The sequence below is a fragment of the Bradyrhizobium sp. USDA 4502 genome (assembly GCF_054063355.1).
Window position 1 is genome coordinate 7,989,705 of the sequence record NZ_JBSSGF010000001.1, and the last position, 20,683, is coordinate 8,010,387.

At 59.8% G+C, this 20,683-nt stretch carries 21 protein-coding genes and 1 pseudogene; 16 read left to right on the forward strand and 6 right to left on the reverse strand.

The window, feature by feature from the left end:
• Positions 1-225: 225 nt before the first annotated feature.
• Positions 226-693, reverse strand: a pseudogene (locus tag ACVW1B_RS37220) (AraC family transcriptional regulator ligand-binding domain-containing protein); the annotation flags it as partial.
• 267 nt (positions 694-960) lie between these two features.
• Between ACVW1B_RS37220 and ACVW1B_RS37225 the strand changes: the two are divergent.
• From ACVW1B_RS37225 to ACVW1B_RS37240, 4 genes are all read left to right on the forward strand, one after another.
• Positions 961-1,371 (forward strand): helix-turn-helix domain-containing protein, encoded by a 411-nt coding sequence (locus ACVW1B_RS37225; protein WP_253605238.1) that lies wholly within the window; start codon positions 961-963, stop codon positions 1,369-1,371.
• A 405-nt stretch (positions 1,372-1,776) separates the two neighbouring features.
• On the forward strand, positions 1,777-2,262 hold the full coding sequence (locus ACVW1B_RS37230; protein ID WP_305884488.1) for a helix-turn-helix domain-containing protein: 486 nt from the start codon (positions 1,777-1,779) through the stop codon (positions 2,260-2,262).
• Positions 2,263-2,316: 54 nt separating this feature from the next.
• Entirely contained in the window at positions 2,317-2,619 is a 303-nt protein-coding gene (locus ACVW1B_RS37235) for a hypothetical protein (RefSeq protein WP_253605236.1), read from the forward strand.
• A gap of 228 nt (positions 2,620-2,847) precedes the next feature.
• Complete coding sequence (locus ACVW1B_RS37240; protein ID WP_456822830.1) at positions 2,848-3,789, forward strand: hypothetical protein; 942 nt, start codon at positions 2,848-2,850, stop codon at positions 3,787-3,789.
• Positions 3,790-3,798: 9 nt separating this feature from the next.
• Here the strand turns inward: ACVW1B_RS37240 and ACVW1B_RS37245 are convergent, their stop codons facing one another.
• Complete coding sequence (locus ACVW1B_RS37245) at positions 3,799-4,026, reverse strand: hypothetical protein (RefSeq protein WP_253605232.1); 228 nt, start codon at positions 4,024-4,026, stop codon at positions 3,799-3,801.
• 48 nt (positions 4,027-4,074) lie between these two features.
• Here ACVW1B_RS37245 and ACVW1B_RS37250 point away from each other — a divergent pair, with 48 nt between their 5' ends.
• The 5 genes from ACVW1B_RS37250 (at position 4,075) to ACVW1B_RS37270 (ending at position 8,046) form a co-directional block, all read left to right on the forward strand.
• The gene (locus ACVW1B_RS37250) at positions 4,075-4,794 is read left to right on the forward strand and encodes an outer membrane protein (RefSeq protein WP_253605229.1); all 720 of its coding nucleotides are present in this window, start codon (positions 4,075-4,077) and stop codon (positions 4,792-4,794) included.
• Positions 4,795-4,993: 199 nt separating this feature from the next.
• Positions 4,994-5,347 (forward strand): HdeA/HdeB family chaperone, encoded by a 354-nt coding sequence (locus tag ACVW1B_RS37255; RefSeq protein WP_076826357.1) that lies wholly within the window; start codon positions 4,994-4,996, stop codon positions 5,345-5,347.
• Positions 5,348-5,558: 211 nt separating this feature from the next.
• Complete coding sequence (locus tag ACVW1B_RS37260; protein WP_253605227.1) at positions 5,559-6,425, forward strand: helix-turn-helix domain-containing protein; 867 nt, start codon at positions 5,559-5,561, stop codon at positions 6,423-6,425.
• A gap of 129 nt (positions 6,426-6,554) precedes the next feature.
• Positions 6,555-7,301 (forward strand): outer membrane protein, encoded by a 747-nt coding sequence (locus tag ACVW1B_RS37265; protein WP_225164029.1) that lies wholly within the window; start codon positions 6,555-6,557, stop codon positions 7,299-7,301.
• Between the two features lie 88 nt (positions 7,302-7,389).
• Positions 7,390-8,046, forward strand: a complete 657-nt coding sequence (locus ACVW1B_RS37270; RefSeq protein ID WP_310881711.1) for a hypothetical protein — start codon at positions 7,390-7,392, stop codon at positions 8,044-8,046.
• Between the two features lie 196 nt (positions 8,047-8,242).
• On the opposite strand, the gene ACVW1B_RS37275 is transcribed toward ACVW1B_RS37270, so the two are convergent.
• Together ACVW1B_RS37275 and ACVW1B_RS37280 are read right to left on the reverse strand one after the other, a co-directional pair.
• Positions 8,243-8,680 carry a DUF2721 domain-containing protein gene (locus ACVW1B_RS37275; protein WP_076826362.1) on the reverse strand — a complete coding sequence of 146 codons (438 nt, stop codon included), beginning with the start codon at positions 8,678-8,680 and terminating at the stop codon, positions 8,243-8,245.
• Between the two features lie 198 nt (positions 8,681-8,878).
• On the reverse strand, positions 8,879-10,309 hold the full coding sequence (locus ACVW1B_RS37280; protein ID WP_253605216.1) for a DUF1254 domain-containing protein: 1,431 nt from the start codon (positions 10,307-10,309) through the stop codon (positions 8,879-8,881).
• 389 nt (positions 10,310-10,698) lie between these two features.
• Here ACVW1B_RS37280 and ACVW1B_RS37285 point away from each other — a divergent pair, with 389 nt between their 5' ends.
• From ACVW1B_RS37285 to ACVW1B_RS37295, 3 genes are all read left to right on the forward strand, one after another.
• On the forward strand, positions 10,699-12,138 hold the full coding sequence (locus ACVW1B_RS37285) for a DUF1254 domain-containing protein (protein WP_253609824.1): 1,440 nt from the start codon (positions 10,699-10,701) through the stop codon (positions 12,136-12,138).
• 111 nt (positions 12,139-12,249) lie between these two features.
• Entirely contained in the window at positions 12,250-13,374 is a 1,125-nt protein-coding gene (locus ACVW1B_RS37290; protein WP_229189067.1) for an HlyD family secretion protein, read from the forward strand.
• 61 nt (positions 13,375-13,435) lie between these two features.
• Positions 13,436-13,867, forward strand: coding sequence for a hypothetical protein (locus ACVW1B_RS37295; protein WP_253605213.1), 432 nt, complete (start codon positions 13,436-13,438; stop codon positions 13,865-13,867).
• Positions 13,868-14,144: 277 nt separating this feature from the next.
• Here ACVW1B_RS37295 and ACVW1B_RS37300 read toward each other — a convergent pair whose 3' ends face one another.
• A complete protein-coding gene (locus tag ACVW1B_RS37300) occupies positions 14,145-15,146 on the reverse strand; it encodes a helix-turn-helix transcriptional regulator (protein WP_253605210.1) in 1,002 nt (333 codons plus the stop codon).
• Between the two features lie 650 nt (positions 15,147-15,796).
• On the opposite strand from ACVW1B_RS37300, the gene ACVW1B_RS37305 reads away from it, so the two are divergent.
• A complete protein-coding gene (locus ACVW1B_RS37305; RefSeq protein WP_375167120.1) occupies positions 15,797-15,898 on the forward strand; it encodes a hypothetical protein in 102 nt (33 codons plus the stop codon).
• An 825-nt stretch (positions 15,899-16,723) separates the two neighbouring features.
• Here the strand turns inward: ACVW1B_RS37305 and ACVW1B_RS37310 are convergent.
• Positions 16,724-17,908, reverse strand: coding sequence for an IS481 family transposase (locus ACVW1B_RS37310; RefSeq protein ID WP_253605208.1), 1,185 nt, complete (start codon positions 17,906-17,908; stop codon positions 16,724-16,726).
• Between the two features lie 487 nt (positions 17,909-18,395).
• Between ACVW1B_RS37310 and ACVW1B_RS37315 the strand changes: the two genes are divergently transcribed.
• The 3 genes from ACVW1B_RS37315 to ACVW1B_RS37325 are packed head-to-tail and all read left to right on the forward strand — an operon-like array spanning position 18,396 to position 20,678.
• Positions 18,396-19,400: a TAXI family TRAP transporter solute-binding subunit gene (locus ACVW1B_RS37315; protein ID WP_057021156.1), complete on the forward strand. Its 1,005-nt coding sequence runs from the start codon at positions 18,396-18,398 to the stop codon at positions 19,398-19,400.
• 32 nt (positions 19,401-19,432) lie between these two features.
• Positions 19,433-20,026, forward strand: a complete 594-nt coding sequence (locus ACVW1B_RS37320) for a hypothetical protein (protein ID WP_253605205.1) — start codon at positions 19,433-19,435, stop codon at positions 20,024-20,026.
• A 37-nt stretch (positions 20,027-20,063) separates the two neighbouring features.
• Positions 20,064-20,678 (forward strand): DsrE family protein, encoded by a 615-nt coding sequence (locus tag ACVW1B_RS37325; protein ID WP_253605204.1) that lies wholly within the window; start codon positions 20,064-20,066, stop codon positions 20,676-20,678.
• Positions 20,679-20,683: the final 5 nt, after the last annotated feature.

A 20,683-nucleotide genomic window follows, 5' to 3' on the forward strand; every position in this document is an offset into this window, starting at 1 on the left:
AATTGCCTCCGTGCCAATCGGAGGGGGCTGCTGTCGAAACGGAAGCGATTGTCCGAGGGCGGCCGCGCCTACCGCGGTCTCCATTGCCGTATCGCGTGTCAGGCTGGGTAGGTCGAGATGCGCCACGGGCACATCAATCCAGGAGGCTTCCTGGCCCGGCAGAATGCGCGTATTCGGCGAGAAGGCCTGAGCCTCCGAGCCTAGCGCATAATTTGCCTCGAAGGCCATCGTTGAGGGAGTCCACTCCGATCCGGCGAACTGTCGAACGATGTGGACGACAAAGACGTTCTGCAGCCATTGTGAGTGTTCAAGATGGAGCATGCCGGCAGTCCCGCCCAGCTTGCTGCAAATTCTTACACGATCATCGCAGCGCTCCAGCCACATGTACAGGTTCGTGTCTTCGAGCGATGCCCATTTGCACACTTGCTGCAGGGCGACGTACAGCGTCGGAGAGTAGCTGATGATGGTTCGCAGCTTATCGCTCCGGTGGCAGAACTGCAGCCGCCGCGAAGCGTGAAAGCCAATATCCGTGATGCCCTGCGATCTCTGCGCGGCTTGTGCAAACAATATGGCAGGCAATATCGGAACATAATGATCGGCTTTTTCTTGCAGCGCTGTCGGGAGACCAAATTTCGACAGGAGCGTCGCGGTGGGAGCTCCCACCTCGTTATGAATGTCTGCAAACGGAATCACGAATTGGCAGCGGGTTAGGGAAATCCGCTCATGTTGCTCGTCCCCTGCCTGCGGCGTTCATTTTTACGGTCGTACTTTGTCGTCGCGGAACTATGAGGAGCGATCTCGAAATTTGCTCGCCGGGTGCATCGGGTGTCGCGTTGCAGCGGCGCATGCGAGGTTGGGACGTGTGCAATTGATCTTGATTCCAGAATTGCAATTTAGGCGGCTCATGGCCAGACGGGCCCACCAGTTCGATCACATTATAAGAAGATCGTAAGCAGCGGTTTGAGTAAGGAGATCACGCTTGCAATCTTTCATGACGTGCACATGAAACCCGTCTCTTCGCCATCCCGACACTCTGTCCGCGCGGCGATTTCGGTGTTGCTGCGTCAGGATACCGCATCTGTGCAGTGCACTGCGCGCCAACTGGGCGTGAGCGTGCGCTCATTGCAGCGACACCTCGCTGGTATGGGGACGAGTTACAGCGAATTGGTCACCGAAGTCCGCCTCGATACGGCCTGCCGCCTCCTTGCGGAGTCCAACGAGCGCATTTCGGACATCGCCTTACGTCTTGGCTACACCGGAGCGAGCAGTTTCAGCCGAAGCTTTGCGCGTTTGATGAAAATGCCGCCGATCGCATATCGGCAGCAGCAGGCCGCCAAAGGGAATGGCAAGGCCCGCGCCGGCAAAAGTTAGCGCATGGGCGGCTTGCACTGAGCGGTCACGGTAGGCGCAAATGCGCCGGGCCACGACGCAGGTAGCGGCTCGCGTCGCCCCGCAAACGAGCGTCGCGCTAGCATATTACCAGTATTCGAGCTGTGTTTTTCGGCGGCAAGGCGGCCCGGAAGACCGTGCATCAATGATTGGCGCGAAATGGCAAGACGCTTCGCGCTGAAAGACGCGAGATGCAGAGGTAAAGCCAGACGTTGAGGTCATTATTATGTACTGCGCCGCTCTTATTGCCATTGCTGCTGCCGATCTGATCTGCACGCCCGCGCGAAGCGGTCCGTCAGGGGGCCATGCAAACGGGTTGCGTTGCCATATTCGGGGTAGCTTCCTCACTTCATCGGCTTTTTGGATGCAATCGAAAGGTGCCGACCAATGATTGGCGGTGCCAGCGATCGATATCGCGTTCTTGTCGCGCGGGCCGAGGCCATCGCTGCGGGGGATGCCGAAGAAATGACTCGCATCCCCGCGATATGCCACCAGCTCTCGGTGAGCCAGCGTACTCTACGAAAGGCGTTCAGGAGCGTTTACGGCCAGTCGCCGTGCCGTCGAATTCGTGTGCTCCGACTGAATCAGGCAAGGCAGGCACTTCTCGCGGTGAACGGCGAGACAGCAAAGGTGACGGAAATTGCGATCTGCTTCGGCTTTTTCGAGCTTGGACGGTTTTCGGTTGAGTATCGCAAGCTGTTCGGCGAGAGCCCTTCGCAGACGCTTCGAGCGGCGGGCCGGGACAGCGAGATGTCGCACGACGGCAGAGCTGGACTGCGCAACGTCAGGATCGATTACCAGAATCCATTGTCGAGGGCTTTCAGCGCGGGCGTGATGGACGCGACTCAAGATCGTGATGTCGAAAGCGTATAGCTGCAGCGGGCTGGCCGAGACGAGCCCGCAGGGAAAACCAATCGGAAGGGCGCCGTGTCGATTGACCTGACGAAGGCCTGGTATGTTTCGTTCGAGGTGCCGAAAAGGATGCGCAAGGCATCCGCGCAACGACAGCCGAGACAGAGTGAGAGCTTTCCGACCGAACTCGACGCCCAGAGGTTTGCCCGCCAGAAGTTCGAGCAAGGATACATCGTGACTGCGGGCACCATCAACCCCTGCACGCCGCGACGGGCGATACCTTCGGCGGTCATTCACCATTGGTTTGCAGAAACGTCCGCGCCGCCGTTGGGCGAGCCAGCCTTCTTCGAGGACACCAAGGAGCCGGATCTGCCGTAGGAGCCTGCCGCGATACGGTGCGCCTGTGCATTGGCAGAATTTGCATAGACCGTTCCGACGAATTGCCGATATCGTTTCAACGATCTTTTCCCGGAATGTGCCGGGTTCACCGGATGGCGCATAGTGGGCGATGACCGAGATAGTGCCTGTCGCTCCCTCGATCGATCAGCTTGGCCGCATCACCACTGTCAGACATCGCCGATAAGGACCCCGTTCGAGGAGAGTGTCTTGCAGGTTACGGGGAAGGTTGGAGCGCTGAACGCGCGCAATTGCGTTGGTTTCCCGGGATTGGTGCTGGCCGTCTTGATTTGCCTCTCCAGCGGAATTGCCCGTGCTGGAGATGAAGACGATGATTCCTCGAACGGGGCGTCGAGCGCGCCGAACGTCTACCTGGACATGAGAACCACCTACGCCAGGGTGCCCGCCGGTGCGCTGGCGGTCGGCTTCGGCAATTCGTCCTTGCTCGCGGCGTTGCAATCCGCTGCCATCTCGAACGCCGGCAGCCTGGCTGCAATTGCGGGCGGTGCGACGCTGCCGGGCGCCCAGAGCGTCGTGGTCGATCTTCCAATGACGATCGACGTGAACGATAACGTCTCGCTCTATGCCGGCGTATCGGCCAGCTCGACCAGCACTCCGATGACCGGCTGGTCGTCCGTGGCGATTACGAGCTGGAATCTTGGATTTCAGGCCGATCTCTACAATCAGAACGGCGGCTCGATTCCGACCTTGAGTTGGCAATCGACCATTACCCAGGCGATTCCGAATGGACCGTTTGCTACCACGAGTTTTACGAACATTTTCGAGTTCGACTATGCGTTCGACCAGGACGAGACTCGTGGGTTGCTCGCGGGCGTGCAGGACACACGGGTTGTCATCGGCAGTCCGCTCGCGGCCATCCATTCCGATATCATGGGCTATGTCGGCGGTTACTACCAATGGCCGAACAATTGGAAGTTTACGGGCCGCGCGGGCGTGCAGGTTTTCGGCGGCGCCGAGCTCTTGGGCCGCGCGTCGGTCTCCTCCTTTACCCAACCGATCGTGCGACTGGACCTTGACCGGATGGACGACAACGACAACCGCCTGTTTGGCGTGACGGCGCAGATCATGTGGGTACCAAAGCCTGCTTACCAGATCACGCTCAGGACGCCGCTCTATTTCGCACGCAACTAGGGCTTCCGATCAGCATGACGGAGTTTCGGCAAGGTTGAACCAGGCCAGGAGCGACCGGTCATCGCTCGACACCACCGGATTGTCAGAATTTGCATATTCGTCAGCCTGCTCGCCTGACACCGAGAGACCATTGGCGCTCAACACCGACTGCGCGCCGATGCTTTCGCTGCGGCAACTTGGCCACAGTCGGGAAAACAGAACGCGCGCGTCAGATTCTGCATAGTGGGTTGCGCGCATTCGATGCGATCACCGCTACACGATTTCTTCAATCAATCAGGTGCGGCAATGAATAAGATTGGAAAGTTTGGGGTTGCGATCGCGGCTTCGCTGATGATGGGCGGTTATGCGGTCGCGGCGGATTTGCCGGCGGCGCCCGCCTACAAGGCGCAGGCTCCGGTTGCCGCCGTCTACAACTGGACGGGATTCTATGTCGGCGGCAACGCCGGGTACGGCTGGGGCAACCAGGACCCGATGGTGCTGTTCGCCAACAGGTTCGATCGAGCCGGTTTTGACATCAGTGGCGGCATGATCGGCGGCACGTTTGGTGGGCAGATTCAGCAGGGATACGTCGTGCTCGGCCTGGAAGGTGACCTCGACTGGGCCAACATCAGCGGGTCCTCCGTCGTAACGCCGAGCATTCTCGGCATCGGACAGGGCGTCACGCTGAACACCTCGTCAAACATCAGCGCGCTGGCGACGGTGAGGGCCCGGGTCGGTATCGCCATGAACAACGTCCTGATCTACGCCACCGGCGGCGGAGCCTTCGTCAAGTCGACCGCCAGCGCATCAACCATCGCCGGCGTGCCCTGCGGCACGGTTGGCGTCTTGCCGGATTGTTCAGCCTCGTCCTGGCGTCCGGGCATCTCCGCGGGTTTCGGCGTGGAATACGGCTTTACACCGAACTGGTCCGTGAAGGCCGAGTATCTCTACACGAAAGTCGTCGGCACCGGAGTCAGCACGGATGAATTGAATGTCGTGCGTGGCGGCATCAACTACCGGTTCTGAACAAGGGACATCGATCACATATTCGGTCCTGTTCGACGGACGATGCGCCGCCTCGAACGTCCGATAGGACTGTCTTGATCCTGATCGTGCATCCGAGCCGATGCTTTTCAGCTCGGATGCCAGTCGCGCGCGAAGGCGCCCGGCCTCTTAAAGTCGTCTGAGATCTTTCTACATCCGATTCATCACAATGGGATCCCCAATGCGTTCGAGACTGCTGCTTTCCGTAGCTCTGCTGGTTGCCACAATGGTGTCTGCCAGGGCCCAGACCCCGCTGTCGGCCTATGTCGACGCGAATGGATTCATCGATGTTCAGAAGCTGACCTGCGCGCAACTCGCCGGGACCTACCAGGAGGACGCCGATGCGCTGACGGCCTGGTACAGCGGCTGGTACAACGGCCTTGCCAAGAAGCATTTCCTCGACCTGCGCAAGGGCAAGCTCGTGGAGCACGAAGTCATCGTCTACTGCAAGGCGCATCCCGAAAAGCTCATCATCGACGCTATTGCCGTCGTGTTCAAGGCGGAGCGGGAGATGATGGGAATCCAGATGAAGTAGATTGTCTGAGGGCGGATCGGTCGCACGTTGCCGACCGATCCGCTGTGCGCACTGTTACTAAGAGCGGCATAGCCTGTTCTATTTTTCTCTTGAATTGCCGCTCAGACGGGCGGGATATTTTGAATTGAATGATTTCGGGCAATACACCGACGCCGTTAGAGGCGCGAGGGTGACATTTCTGAAATCCGCTCCGTCCTCTCACGATTGGGGCGTGAAGTCTCTCGCATTGAATCGCACGATCCTTCAGTTTGGCACCGACGGCGGCCCCGGGATTGCGCATGGCGTCACCGACCCGAATTTTACGACGTTGATCGTCCAGTCGTCCAACTTCGACGATCGCGTCGTGCTCGATGGTGTGCCATGCCAGGCCTCTGACCTGGTCATTTTCCCTCCGAACTGTCACTTCACCTTTGTCCGCTCCGGTCATGTCGAATGGGTGGCGTGGTCGCTGCCCAATGAGGAGAGCATCGCGAGGAACATGCTCCCTGCGGCCACAACTCAGGCTTCGCCGAAGACCGCCAAGCATCTCGTCCGGTTGCCAGAGCCGATCAAATCGAAGCTGATCGAGGTGTCGAGGCAGGCTCTGCGTTCCTTCTCCGATTCTGCCTTCGCTGACCGGCCTATGATGGCGCGGGAGGCAGAGGACGCCCTGATGGATCAGCTGGCTTGCATCCGGGATAATCGCCTGAGCCAAAGCTTCCTGCCCAACAAGTACACCCTCTCGTACGAGCGAATCGTTCTGGAGGCGCTTGAGTTCGTTGGGACCAGGTCGGAAAGCATCGTCCATATCAAGGACATCGTGAAAGCGACCAAGGTGGAATACCGCACCTTGCTGCGTGCTTTCGAGCGCTATCTCGGCTTCTCGCCAAAGCTCTATCTGAGGCTTCGGCAGCTAAACCTGGTTTATCACGAGATCAGTCGCGACAACGGCGCATCGGTCAGAGTCGTCGATATCCTGTCGGCACACGGCGTCACCGAGTTCGGCAGATTTGCCGGCCACTACCGGTCGCTGTTCGGCGAGTTGCCATCCGAGACATATCGCCGGTCTCGCGCATTGAGGTCTGGCAACGTGCCGTGACCTCGAAGTGGGTTTTTGGTGCAACACCGCTAAGAATTGGTCGGCGGTGACAGTTTCTGCATACCGACTGAGACAAGGTCGATGGCAAGTGGCTCATGTGTTTTCCACGTTCAATGAGGCTTGCAGGCGATGAAGAAAATCAGTTTACTTACCGCAGCGGCGGTGATGTCCGTTGCGTTCACGGGTATTGCAAAGGCCGCCGATCTTCCGCAGCGGCCGGCGTACAAGGCGGCGCCGATCGCAGCGCCCATGATGTACAACTGGTCCGGCTTCTATCTCGGTATCAACGGCGGATATGGCTGGAGCAACCAGTGCATCGATATCACCGCAATCAATGGAATTGGCGGCGTCTTCGCGGAAGGCTGCAATAGCAAGGGCGGCGGCATCATCGGTGGCCAGCTTGGCTATCGTTGGCAGGCCGGACAATTGGTGTACGGTCTGGAAGCGCAGGGCGACTGGGCCAACATCCGCAACACGCGCATCAGTGCGCAGGACCCGACACGTACTTACAAGTCGACCCTCGCCGGCCTGGGCCTCTTCACGGCTCAACTGGGCTACGCGGCCAACGAGGCCTTGTTCTACGTCAAGGGCGGCGGCGCGGTTGGCAGCCAGGACTTTGCCATCATCGACAATGTGACCGGCACGGGCCTCGCCTTCGCGAACCGGACCCGCTGGGGTGGCGTCGTGGGTGTCGGCTTCGAGTACGGCTTCTCTCCGAATTGGACGGCCGGCATCGAGTACGACTATCTGTGGCGGGTAAACGAGAGCAACACGTTCCTGACGCCGTCACTCGGGCGCATCACGTCGATCACCGCCAACACCAAGACGGACGCGAGTCTGCTGGCGCTCCGCCTCAACTATAAGTTCGGTTACTAGTGAAGAAAGGAGGTCGTCCAATTCGGCCGGCCTCCATTCTTGTTTCATCATGCCTGGGTCCAGGTAATCCACTATTCCGGAGTTGATCATGCTGTCGAATACGATGCGTGCGATTGCTTTTCTCGGTGCTTTGGCGGCCACAAACATGGTCTTGGCGCAAGACACGGCGTCCCATGCGCCGCTGAAGACGATCGGGGCCACCAAACCCCAGGTCGTTCCATCACTGATCGTCTTCAACTCCAGGGGCGCGAACGTGCAGCCCGGCAAGCTGGTCCTCACTGGCGTCGCGCCAAATGCGATCATATTTGCGGATCGGCCGGTTCGCTCGGCCGGTCACGATCTGATCAGCCATATCGTCGAAGACTGGGGAACCGGCAGCGACAATTTTGCAAAGAATCCGCCCAACGCCACAGTGTCCGTATTCCAGAAGGACGGCAGCACCGTGCGCGATGTCGTTGTCACACTGAAGAATCCCAAGCTCGAAGGTGATAACCTTGCCTTCGATGTCGATATTCTCGAAGGTGACATCAAGGGCGCCGACGGTCCTGCCTCTGTCTTCATCGACATCATCGGCCTTCCGTTTACGCCGCTTTCATTCGCGGGCGTTGCGCGACGCACGGCCTATCGAGGTGCGTATTATGCCGGAGCCGCCGCGGCGGCTGGCGCTGCGGCTGCCTACGCGTACCACCCGTATTACTATCGGCCGCCGGTTTGCGGGTACTATCCCTATCCCCCGTGCTACTAGCGGGACCGCGCGGAGTTTGGCCTGGCGTCCTTGCGCCGGGCCAGCCTCTGGCTGATGCGCCTTGTGTACCATTTGCGTCCAGCCGGCACTGGACGATGATTCTCTCGACTCGAGGAAGCGCCGGCCCGTCCAGAAACGAGCCGATTTCGAGTCTTGGCGCTACAACGCGAAAGAGCCCGGCTGAGCCGGCCGCTTGCTACGGATTGGGCTTGTGATGACTGAGGTCATGCAGTGAAAGGCGGGCCTCGCGCACCAGATCTACAAGCGAGAGCGTGAAGAAGCTGAGAGCGACAACAAAGAGCAGTGCAACGCCGTACTCATGCTGGAATCGAAAGAAGGTACACACGAACGCCAGGATCACCAGCAGCGAGGTGACGATTGCGCTGACCGTCGCGAGAACGATTGCCTTGTTCAGAAGCACAGCGCGACGCCTGAGGTGTGGGATATCAGGGTGCGTTCCGGAACGGTCGTCGTCGGCCGTAGCGTGCAATGCCTGTAGCCTGTCGACGACGCGATTCATGCGCCCTATCAAAAGCGACACGAAGGCCGCAACTGCGCCAAGGAGAAATGCGGGCGCCGCTACTTGCGAAATGACCTGCGACAGGTGCGCGGCGGTCGGTGTGTCGATCAGCATGGCTACTTTTCTCCGCGACCGGTACCTGCGCCGCCGCCTACATTGGAGTCAGGGCGAGCGCTCGCAACGAAAGCTTAGCGCATCGTTGGTCACGGGGAGCTTTTTACAACGATGTGAGATCGTTTGCTCAAGATAATCGCTGCGTAGCGTGACGGGCAAGGGGACGCCGCGAAGCGTCCCCTTGCCCGCCGCTTAAACTTACGTCGCTTTTTTGGCCGCCGGGATCGACCAAGTGCCGTCGAGGATCGACGGGTCGTCCTCGTTCGGCCAATACATGCGCAGCATCAGGATGAACTTGCCGGTCGGCGCAGGCAACCAGTTCGACTCCTTGTCGGCCCCCGGGGATTGATTCTGGATGTACAGGTCCGTTGAGCCGTCCGGATTGACCTTGAGGTTCTGTCGCGGACTGATCGAGTACCGATTGATCGGGTTGGAGACGAAGAAGTAGTTGGCATCGTACATGGTAACGGACCAGAAGCCGCTCACCGGCGGCAATTGGCCCTTTGGAAAACGCATGACGTATTTGTTCGAGCCGTGATAGTCGCTACCGTCTGCATCCTTTAGCGAAAGCGGATAAACCGCGTCTCTGTTGCGGTTCGCGCCGAGCCCGATCGCGGTGACCAGCGCACGGTTGAGATAGTCGGTCCCGTAGACGCCGGTCTTGGTGTCGTAGATCCATCCGTTGACCTTCTTGATGGCGTCGTTGACCTTGAGCTGGAGCATGATGCGATCGAAAGCGGCGCGGGGAATGCGCTTGACGAAATCCGCGTCCAGCTTGCTGGCATCGAAGTCTTGGCCCGGGACAAGACCGATCTTGGCGAACCGCGCGAGTTCGGGCGCGTCAGCAGCAGAGGGAGGGTTCACTTTCATCAGCTGGGCGAGCAGGCTGAAGTATTCAGCCGCATCCATGCGGTTGACCTGTTCGCGCACGGCCATCTTCATGTCGATGGACGGATCGACCTTGCCCGAGGGCGGCGTGTAGTCCTTTCCGTAGGAACTCAGCGGCACCAGCTTGAACTGGTCCTGCAAGGCGTGGACGGCTGCGTAGTCTTCCGGAGTGCCCGTGCAGTAGATCCGGCCGAGCAACCAGACGATGTTGGTTGGGGCCTTCAATTCCTTGACGCCGGACGGAAGCGTGCCGCTCCAGCCCGGACCCGTGATTGCATAGGTCTGCGCCCCGGTGCCGGTTGTGCGTTTTCCGGGCACGGCGAACACATTGGTCCAGCCGTCGAGCATCGGCAGCAGGAAATACCGGTCCTTCATGTCGGGAATGCTCAACACCCATGGCTCCTTGCCGACGTCGAAAAATGCAGTGGTGTAGAGCGTATCGGCGTTCGGTGCTGTCACATCGCGAAACGAGGCATCCGGATACTGGCGCAGCCTGATGATTTGCCCCATGGGAGCGCGCGTGCCCTCCGCTTTGACCACGTTGGTGAAGACCCGGCGGGTCATCTCGATTGTGACAAGTGGATAACCGAACACATAGGCGTCGGTGGCGAGCCAAAAATCTTCCGCCCCTTCAACGATATCAAATACTGGGCCTTCGTGCGCTCGGAGGATCGACGGGGTCAGTGCGGTGGAAGCGGCGGCAAGTCCGGTCTTCAGCGCAAAACGGCGGGTGATGTCCATCGTTCTTTCCTGGGATTGGTTTCGTTCAAGACGGTTGTTTGGCAGCGTTGCGGCGCTCCATTTTGTGCCGCGCAAGGCAGGCTAGTCTCTACTTCCCAGCATCCGCTATGCAGTTTCTGACCTAGATCGGGGCCGTCCGATCAATTGAATGGCGAATCGGGGCTCGCCTGGCGGGCGCATGCCGAAGTCGAAGACCCCGCGCAGGCAACAAACTGAATTCGGCTGCAGACCATTGCTTCGCACGAGGCTGGAGATTGCCGAATCTGCATAGTGGGCCGCCGCGTTTTCGTTAGGTTGGTAAGGGGACGAGAAGACGCTTGGCGTGTCAGCCTCGTCCACCGTGGAAATGGAGTATTTTGATGCAGAAGCGATCAACCCAGAGCCCGTACTTGCTGACCAAGCGCGATTTGCTGAGATCTGCCGCACTGGCAAGCGTCGCCGCTGCTGGTACCAAATCGAGCCAGGCCTTGGCCCAGTGGTCCGAGCGCCCGGGATTCTTCAAGGCCAAGGACATTGCAGAGGCCGGCTTCATTTATGGCCTGCCGATCGTGATGGCATACGGCATCATGTATGAGTACGCGGTCGACAAGTCATCAGGGCAGTACAAGGCGCCGTTCAATACGCTGTTCAACGTGGCGCGCGTCTTCACATACGAAGATACCGCCGTGATCACGCCCAACAGCGACACGCCGTATTCGTTCGCATGGCTGGATCTGCGGGCCGAGCCGCTCGTCTTTTCGGTGCCGGCGATCGATCCCAAGCGCTACTACGCACTGCAGCTGAACGACCTCAACACGTATAATTTTGGCTATGCCGGCACGCGCGCCACCGGCAGCGATGCCGGGAGCTATATGGTCGTCGGCCCGCGATGGACCGGCGTGACACCGGCCGGCATCAAGAAGGTATTCCGGTCGACCACCGATTTTTGCCTGGGACTCTTACGCACGCAGCTGTTCGACCCGGCCGATATCGAGGCCGTCAAGAAGATTCAGGCCGGCTACAAGGCGCAGCCGCTTTCCAGCTTCCTGAATCAGCCTGCGCCCTCGCCGGCACCGGCGCTTTCTTTCCCCAAATTCGAGAAGGACCTCGTCCGCACGGAGTTCTTCGAATACCTTGATTTCGCGCTTCAATTCGCGCCGGCGCTGCCGGAGGATCGCTGGATCCGCGAGCAGCTGGCGCGGATCGGCGTGGGGCCGGGCAAGAGCTTTGACTTCCGCAGCCTGTCGCTTGAAGACAAGGCCGAGATCCTGCTCGGAATGAAGGAGGGTGAGCGCAAGGTCACCGAAGCCGTTGCGACCCTCGGCAAGGACATCAACGGCTGGCGCGTCAGCGCGTCGTTCGGCGATGCCGCATTCTTCCATGGCGACTGGCTTATGCGCGCGGCAGCCGCGAAGGCCGGCATCTATGGCAACGACGCGGTGGAGGCCATGTATCCTTTGGGCAAAGTGGATGTCGATGGCAAAGAACTCGACTGTTCGAAGTCGAGCTACACGTTGACCTTCCCGGCGGGACAGCTGCCGCCGGTCAACGCCTTCTGGTCGGTGACGATGTATGACGGCAAGACGCAGCTACTGGTGAAGAACCCGATCAACCGCTACCTGATCAACTCGCCGATGCTGCCGCACATGAAGCTCGGTTCCGACGGCTCGCTGACGATCTACGTCCAGAACAAGTCTCCGGGAGCGGACAAGGAGGCAAACTGGCTGCCGGCGCCGGATGGCCCGATCTATGTGGTGATGCGACTGTACTGGCCGAAAACCACGCCGCCATCGATTCTGCCAGCTGGTGAAGGGACGTGGAAGCCTCCCGGCTTCAAGCGCGCGTCCTAGAGATCGGATTTTTATCGGCCGGATGCGCGGCGACAGAGTCGCAATTGCACGCATCCGGCCGGCACGGGCATGGCACCGCCCTTGTGAGTGTTCAATCCCGGTGCACGACAGATGCAGGAGATCATCGTGCTCATCATCCTGACGCTCTATTTGGTCCTGGTCTGGCTCGTCTTCTCGAGGCTCAAGCTGGTCCGATGGGGCTGGGCGTCCGGCACCGTCACCGTGCTGCTCGGCGCGTTCATCCTCGCGGTATTCCTCGCGATGTTCAACTACCTGACCCCGTCGGGAAGCTTAGTCGTGATTTCCCGCGTCATGGAGGTCGCGCCCAATGTTTCCGGCGAGGTGATCGAAATCCCGGTCAAGCCAAACGAACCGGTGAAGGCTGGCGCGGTGCTGTTTCGCATTGATCCGGCACCGTTCCAGTACAAGGTCAACCAGCTCGAGGCATCGCTTGCCCAGGCACGGCAGCAGGTCAAGCAACTGAAGGCCAGTTACGAGCAGGCGACGGCGAATGTCGATGGACTGACCAAGCAGCTCGCCTTTCACACCCAGCGGCTTTCCGATTACCGCAAGCTCGTCAGCGAGGAGGCGCAGACCGCGTTTCGTCTGCAGGACGTCCAGGTGCAATACGACACGGTCGAGTTTCAGCTTCAGGCGGCCAAGGCCGCACAGCTGAGCGCACAATTGGCGATGGAGTCGGAAATCGGCGGCGTCAACACAACCGTCGCACAGATCCAGGCCCAGCTCGACCATGCGAAGTGGGAGCTCGAGCAGACGACGATCCGCGCCATCGGCGACGGTGTCGTTACGATCATGGCGCTGTCGGTCGGCGACCGCGCCATGCCGGCGCGCTCGGTGATGTCGTTCATCGTCGCAAACGATATCGTCATCACCGGCATGTTCCCGCCGAACGGATTCCGGACCATCAAGCCCGGCGCGCGGGTCAAGCTCGTCTTCGACGACGACCCTGGCCGCATCCACGAAGCGACGGTCATGGCTATCCCCCAAGGCGTGGGGCAGGGCCAGATCGCGGTCTCAGGTACGCTGGCGCGGGTCGGCTCGATCGGAGGCGCGAAGGCTTATCCGGCTGCTATTTCGATCCCGAAGACCATCGACCGTAGCCAACTCCGGCTCGGAATGCCGGGCACCGCCACCGTGTTCGCGGACAACGCCGGCGTCATCGGCCTGTTGATGTCGATCCTGGTCTGGATCGGCTCGTATACGGCATATTTATAGCCGCCTTCCATTTCACTCTCGGCTCCAATTGGTAGCTCATCCAGATATCTTCGGAGAAAAAATGGGTCTTCGATCTGCAGGCAGTATTGCAGCCCTCGTTTCGGTCACTCTTCTTGTCCAGTTGTGCTCGGGTGCTCGCGGTTACGCCCAGCAATCAACTGGTCAATTGTTGATCTCATCGGGATTCAGCCCTGTCGCTGCGACCACGCCGGAGCTGTTGAATCGGCTGATGTCGTTCCCGCCCAATCAGTTTCAGCTACGGCAGAGGAGCGGACGTCCCTACTACGTCTACGCGGATCCCTCCGGATGTACCTGTGCGTATGTCGGCAGCGTGGCCGCGATGGACAAATATCGCGCCAGTTATGGTGCATTGCCGGCAACTACGCTCTCGGCAGGCGGCTTTACGAATCCCGAGCAAAACCTGATCAACAGCATGGAAAACGATGACGCCTCAGCCCAGTTCAACGATGACGTATTTGGTCCGGATTTTTAGGTTTGCCTGATGTGCTTTCGAGCATGACGGTTCTGCGCGCTGTTGGCAGACGCGCCGCACCGACCTGACCGTCGGCAGCGTTGTGTTGATAGAGACCGGCGCTTCCAGCTCCTCTGCGCAAAGGAGGAGAGATCGATCCCATCCGAACTCGTGGCGCTCCCATACGGCGAAACCGGGTCCGATCGATCGACGGTGAGGTCGGGCCAATGACAAGGCGTGTCGAATGAAGGGATACCTTCAACCATTCGGGCGGCATGGCGCCCAAGGCAGAACGCGCTTATCCCGGCCGCGATTGCGCACGAAACTGTCGCGGCGTAACGCCGGTAATTCGGCGGAAGGCGCGCGTAAAATGCGCTGGATCAGTGTAGCCCGAGGAGAATGCGATTTCGATGATCTTGGAATCCGTGTCGCGCAAGAGCTTGCTGGCATTCTCGAACCGGATGGTGTCGAGCAGATCCGAGTATGTCATGCCGGCGTACGCGAGCTTACGTTGCAAGCTCCTCGCGCTCGCGCCAGCCATCTCCGCAACCTGAGCGAGAGCCGGAAGTCCCTGGTCGAGGTAGGACGGCAACATCAACTTGAGCGTTGCGATGATGTCATGACCTGACGGGCCAGCCTGATCGTCTTGCAAGGAGAGCACTTGCTCCTTTGCGCGATTGGGAAGGCTGAGGAGCGAGATCGGCACGTCGATCCACGATGCGTCTTGTCCCGACAGGAAACGCGTGTTTGGCCAGAATGATTGACACGCGGGGCTCGGCGTATACCGGGCTTCAAACGCGATTGTAGCAGGAGCCCAATCCGGTCCGGCGAATTGCCGGACGATATATATGGGGAAAATATTCTGAAGCCATTGTGAATGCTCGAGATGCAGGCGTCCTTTTGTTCCAGTGAGACTGCTGCAAAACTTCACGTGACCGTCGTGGCGCTCGATCCAATTCTTCAAGTTCGAGTCCTCGATCGATGCCCATTTGCAAGCCTGTTGCAGCGCGACCAACAGCGTTGGGGCATGGCCGATCAGAGTCCGGGTTTTCTCGCTCAGGTGACAATAGTGCAGACGTTGGGAAGCGAGGAATCCAAAATCCGGAATGCCTTGTGATCTTCGGGTGATTTCCGCGAAGTCGATTGCTCGCAGAATCGGAACATAATGATCGGCCTTTTCTTCCAATGATGTCGGAAGCTGAAATTTTGCCAGAAACGAACCGGTCGACGCGCCGATTTCGCTAAGGATATCAGCGAAGGGAATGAGGAATTGGCAGCGCGTCAAATGGATATTTGCCACCGGGCTGCCTCTCGATCGTAAAATGGATGCTGCATGTCGGCGGGAATTTCGATGGGCCCGAGCGTCGGCGTTGCCGGCAAAAATGGAAGAGTTCGCAGCCCCCCTCCCGGCCTGCGATGCGTGTCTTGCCGGCTCTTTTGGCGGCTTATGGCCAGACGGCCAACAATTCGCTGCATAGGCTTACCGACACCAAAACTACGACCGGAATGGAGGAAAGCTGAGCCCTTAGTGCTGCGTTTCGATGAATTCTCTCACCATATCCTCGCAATATTACGTGCGCTCGACAATGTCGAACGAGAGCTGCTGCGTGATCGACAGATGCCTGATTTTCCCGGGCAGTCGGCCACACGGGAGCCGGAATACCCATGGCCTTCAAGCATCTGGTATTCTCTAGACGGAGCATAGACTTCGTGTCCCACACCAACAGATGAGAGCCGTCCGTTTGCCTTCGTCCGAGGCGGTCCGCGCGGCCATTGTCGCGTCGCTGCGACACGGTGACGCAACCATAAATGGTACAGCCCGCGCCTGCAAGATCGGCACGCGGACGTTGCAGCGTCATCTCGGCCGTATGGGAACAAGCTACCGCGCAATGCTTGCGGAGGTTCGCTTGAGTATGGCTTGCCGAGCTCCTCGGGGACTCGAGCAAGCCCCTGTCCGACGTCGCAAAATTCCTCGGTTATTCCAATGCGAGCAGTTTCAGCCGCACTTTCGCGCGTTTGATGAAAGTTCAGCCCGTTGTCTACAGGCGATAGCAACTTGCCGATAAACATCGGCAAGCGCTCCATCGCAGACGACCTTGCGTGATCGATAGCTGAATTATTCCACAAGGTTGGCGTGAAATGGCAAGACGCACGATTTGAATTGGAGCGAAACGGTTGGCGAGATTTCCGGGCTCCGCAAGGAGCCATTTTGTTTTTGACGTTCAACTGAAGCGCTGGGACGCTATGGTGAGCTATCTGGGCCGGACGAAGCAAAAACAGAGCGGCGCAAGCTGGCGAGCACGGTAGGCCCCGCGTCATGCAATCACGTCGCCGAGCACGAGCGGCTGACCGCAGAACCAGCTCCACCCGTTCGCGACAATCAGGAGGAGCTGGGGCTATCCGCCAGACGACCGTCGTAGCGGCGTCGGCGAGCCCCGAGATCGCCCAATCGGCGCATGCACAGACCTATCTGGGCGCTTACGCCAGTCTCGACCAGCGCATTGTCGAGGCGATCGCAGTGGTGTGCCTGGCACATGGGATAGGTTGATTGTCCAGGCGTCATCGACCCCCGGCCCCTTCTGGAAATGGTATCGCGTGACAGCGAGAGGTCTGGCGCGATCCGGTAGGACAAGCTGAGAAATTGGCTTTGACCCGTCCCGATGAAGCGCTATCCATTTCTGATATATGCCGGTCCCTTGCGTTGCGGTCGCAAACTGGACGTGTTCACGCTTACGAAATTCCATTTTCCCGTAGCTGAATTGGTGGGTTTTAGTCGACGAAAGTCGAAAATCCTTTATCTTTCAATGTGGATTGACTGACACTCTCTCCGCCATTTGACCTTGTGTCCAGCCCGGAGACATGGGTCACAGGTCGTACCTAAGACATGGGTGACAGCCTCGTGCCGAACCGGTTGTCGAGGGGTTGCAGGGTTTTCTGCTCCAGGTCGAAGTATCCCAAGTCGTAGTGCATGAAGCTGACGAGCCAAATGCCGTCGTCGACCTCCTTGATGCCGAGTTTTTGTCCAGCCAGCACGGTGGAGAGGTTGATGCGCTTGCGATGCAGGCAGAGCCGTCCACAGGCGGTGACGAGCACCTCGCGATCGTGGAACGGATAAGTCAGTTCCGGCAGGCCGGCATAGCCGCGCGTTGAGGCGGTGTAGCGCTCGGCGGGGCACTTCATATCGAGGGCCTCGTGCGGGCGTTCAGCATTGAACTCGCGGACGAAGGCGTCGAAGCGTTCCTGCTGTTGCAAGCCGTTGGAGCCTGGCGGCCGAGTGGTCTCCTGCTTGAGCGTGAGGTGCATGCGCTCGTGACGGCCGTTCTGCTGCGGATGGCCGGGCTTGATGCGTTCGATGGCAATGCCAAGCCGCAGCCACCACACCGAGAGCTTTGAGAGATTGAACAAGGCGTTGGGACTGGCAAACGGCACGCCATTGTCGGAGCGAATGGCGCGCGGCATGCCGCGCTCACGGAACAACCGCTCGAAGGCCGCAATGGCCGGCTCCTCGCGGGTGGAATCGAGCGCTTCGCACAACAGCAGGAAGCGCGAGGCATGGTCGGTGACGGTCAGCGGGTAGCAATAACGGCCATTGCCGAGCTTGAACTCGCCCTTGAAGTCGGCGCACCACAGATCATTGGGTCCGGCCCCCGCGGACAGAGGCGTGCCGCGCGCGCGGTGGCGCGGCACGCCTGCGCGCTTGACCAGGCCATGGCGATCGAGAACCGCATGGATGGTGCTCTTGGCCGGAACCCGGATATCGCCGTCGAGCCGCCGGACCAAGAGCTCACGGATCTTGCGCGCGCCCCAGTGCGGTTTCTCGGCTTTGAGACGAACAATCAGGCCCTCGATTGGCTCGGGGAGCTGATTGGCATAGCGCACCGGTCGCCGCGACCGATCGCATAGCGCCGCCGCGCCCTGTTCCCTGTAGCGATCGAAAATCTTGTAGCCGGTCTTGCGGGACACGCCGAACTCCCGGCAGACGTCCGTCATGGCCTCCCCGTCCAGCAGACGGGCGACAAAGCGAAGGCGCTCTTCCATCACCGAACTCGCTTTCCACGGCATCCACACCTCCCGCAGAACAAAAGCGGAAAGTGTAACCCATGTGTCCGGTACGAAATGTCACCTATGTCTCGGGCCGCTCATTGCACGCCAAACGACGATTGCGCCCGCTTGGGTTGGCAAGTTGTGCTGAATGCACGCCCATGGCCAAGGCAACAACAGAAGCCGTTTATGAGACCTGGTCGGGGCGGAATGTAAAGAATCGCCGCACCGAAGCCGCCCGTCGTCGGCAGAACGACAACAACGCGGCAAAACGCCATCGCCGATGCCGGCCTAATTTCAAACCGCGACAGAACCGTACGAGACGTCGATCCCTCGCTGCTGCGGCGTAGGACACGCACAATGGATAATCCGGAAGGAGTAGTGGGCTCCCCCATGGGGAGAAATAGCGCGCGCCGATGAACTGCATGAAACTACGACAAAATCACCGATCGGCGAGGGCGGAGATCCCATGGGACAGACCGCAAAAAGGAAATTGCACCCGTTGCGCATGCTGGCGCTGCTGATTCCGCTGCTCACGACCGTTCCGCTGTCAAACGTGGATGCACAGGCGCAACCTGCTGCACCGCGTCAATTGCGCCGTGAGCCGCCGCCGCAAAAGCCGCAGGTGACGATGAATGCCTGGACGATCGGCCTCGCCGGGGGCCTGCTCGAGGGCGCGCCCATTCGTCTCGCGGCCGAAATCGCCCGCGTCGTAGACGATGGCGACAAGCTGCATGTGTTGCCGGTCGTGACGCGCGGGCCGACGGAGAATGTGAACTCACTGCTGTATTTGCGCGGCATCGATGCCGCCATCATCAATTCCGACGTGCTCGAGGAATACAGGAGCCAGGTGCCGGATATCCAGCAACGGCTGGCTTTCGTGCTGAACCTGTTTCCGTCCGAACTGCATATCTTCGTTCGTCCCGAGATCCAAAGCCTGAGCGATCTCGCCGGCAAGAAGGTGAACTTCAATAATTTGGGCACCGCGGCGGCCTATTCGGGGCCGCTGATCTTCAGCCGCCTGGGCCTCGATGTGGAAAAAACCTTCATCCCCCATCAGGTCGCGCTCGAGCAGATGCGCAAGGGCGAGATGGCCGCGGTCGTCTTCATCACCTCGAAGCCGGTGGATGCCTTCGTGCGCGGCCGCTGGGACCCGGGGTTCAAGTTCCTGCCTGTTCCCTATGACAGGAGGTTCGAAGACTTTTATCTTCCCGCCTCGCTCGAGGCCACGGAGTATCCCAATCTCATCAAGCAGGGCGAGCGCGTCACGACAATCGCCGTGCCGACCGCCCTGGTGGCTTTCAACTTTCCGGCCAAATCGAACCGCTATGAGCGCCTTGCGCGCTTCGTGGAGTATCTGTTCTCGCGGATCGACAAGCTGCAGCAGCCGGGCTTCGACCAAAAGTGGAAGACGATCAATCTCGCCGCGACCGTTCCCGGCCTGACGCGCTTCCCCGCAGCGCAGGCGTGGCTCGATCGCGAGCCGCGCGCCGCCGCAAATACATCGCAATGAGACGCGCGGCGACCTGCGCGGTGGCTGGAGTCTTGCTCGCAAGCGGCATTGCTTCGGCGCAGGCGGCAGGATATCGCCAGATCGCTCAGCTCCGCGATTGCTCCGCCAAGGAACGCTCCGAACGGCCGGAGTGCTCCGAGAAGACACCGCGGGCGTCGGCGCTGCCCCAGGCGAACCTGGGTAACAGCTGGGTCGTCAGCCTGACGACTTCACCGCTCGACTATTCACCGGTCGCCACCGCCACGACGTCATCGCGCGACGGTGCCGGCGAAAGCGCAATGACGCTTTCGATTCGCTGCCATGGCGGGCGGAGCGAACTGATCGTCGCCGGACCCCGTGTGTCCGGTCGCGGCGATGGATATGCGATTTCCTACCGCATCAACGACGGTCCGCCGCAGCAAGTCGCGGCGGCTGTGCCTGCGTCCGGGACCGGCGTTGCGTTCGGCGGCGACGTGATTCGCTTGCTGCAGTCCCTTCCGGACGGCGGAGGTCTCAGTATTCACCTCGCACCCCGTACCGGACCGGCGCTGGATGCGGTGTTTCCGTTGGGCGGCATGGATGTGGTGCGCGCGAAGATCACCGCTGCCTGCAGGTGGCCACAACCGACCGCAAAACCCAACGGCTAGGGATTTCAATAACGTGTCTTTAACAGGAGAGGTATCCATGCGCGTGTTTCAGCAAATTGCGAAGGTAACCATGATCGGAGCCGCAACGGTGCTGCTGTCCGCTTCATACGCTGCGGCGGAGCAAGGCGGCGGACGGTACTGGACACCGACAACAACGAACCCCGCTGCGGACTATCGGCACGTTTCAGAAAAGGTCCAAAGGGTTCATGTCTCGCGCAAGGCGACCACCCACAAGAGGGAACGATCGCCTCTTAACGCCAACGCCCGGCTTCCATCCAACGCCAAGTCGCACAACCTGATCCTGCAGGTGAACACGAACGATCCCGCAGCCATGAATCTCGCGCTCAACAACGCCGTCAACGTTGCGCAATACTACAAGGATCTCGGCGAGAGGGTGAAGATCGAGGTGGTCACCTTCGGGCCTGGGCTGCACATGCTGCGCGACGACACCTCGCCGGTGAAAGCCCGTCTCGAGGAAATGGCGCTGAGCACGCCGGAGGTCTCGTTCAAGGCCTGTGGCAATACCCAGGAAAAAATGCACAAGGCCGAGAACAAGGACATCCCGATTGTTCGCCAGGCGGAGGTGGTGAAGTCAGGCGTCGTGCGCGTGATGGAACTGCAGGAGAAGGGCTGGTCCTATGTGAAGCCGTGACCTGT

Coding starts and splice junctions, on each gene's coding strand:
- ACVW1B_RS37280 (WP_253605216.1), bottom strand. CDS start 10,309: ATGGACATCACCCGCCGTTTTGCGCTGAAGACCGGACTTGCCGCCGCT.
- ACVW1B_RS37290 (WP_229189067.1), top strand. CDS start 12,250: ATGCAGGAGATCATCGTGCTCATCATCCTGACGCTCTATTTGGTCCTG.
- ACVW1B_RS37295 (WP_253605213.1), top strand. CDS start 13,436: ATGGGTCTTCGATCTGCAGGCAGTATTGCAGCCCTCGTTTCGGTCACT.
- ACVW1B_RS37250 (WP_253605229.1), top strand. CDS start 4,075: ATGAATAAGATTGGAAAGTTTGGGGTTGCGATCGCGGCTTCGCTGATG.
- ACVW1B_RS37245 (WP_253605232.1), bottom strand. CDS start 4,026: ATGCGCGCAACCCACTATGCAGAATCTGACGCGCGCGTTCTGTTTTCC.
- ACVW1B_RS37310 (WP_253605208.1), bottom strand. CDS start 17,908: ATGCCGTGGAAAGCGAGTTCGGTGATGGAAGAGCGCCTTCGCTTTGTC.
- ACVW1B_RS37315 (WP_057021156.1), top strand. CDS start 18,396: ATGCTGGCGCTGCTGATTCCGCTGCTCACGACCGTTCCGCTGTCAAAC.
- ACVW1B_RS37325 (WP_253605204.1), top strand. CDS start 20,064: ATGCGCGTGTTTCAGCAAATTGCGAAGGTAACCATGATCGGAGCCGCA.
- ACVW1B_RS37265 (WP_225164029.1), top strand. CDS start 6,555: ATGAAGAAAATCAGTTTACTTACCGCAGCGGCGGTGATGTCCGTTGCG.
- ACVW1B_RS37275 (WP_076826362.1), bottom strand. CDS start 8,680: ATGCTGATCGACACACCGACCGCCGCGCACCTGTCGCAGGTCATTTCG.
- ACVW1B_RS37270 (WP_310881711.1), top strand. CDS start 7,390: ATGCTGTCGAATACGATGCGTGCGATTGCTTTTCTCGGTGCTTTGGCG.
- ACVW1B_RS37230 (WP_305884488.1), top strand. CDS start 1,777: ATGATTGGCGGTGCCAGCGATCGATATCGCGTTCTTGTCGCGCGGGCC.
- ACVW1B_RS37255 (WP_076826357.1), top strand. CDS start 4,994: ATGCGTTCGAGACTGCTGCTTTCCGTAGCTCTGCTGGTTGCCACAATG.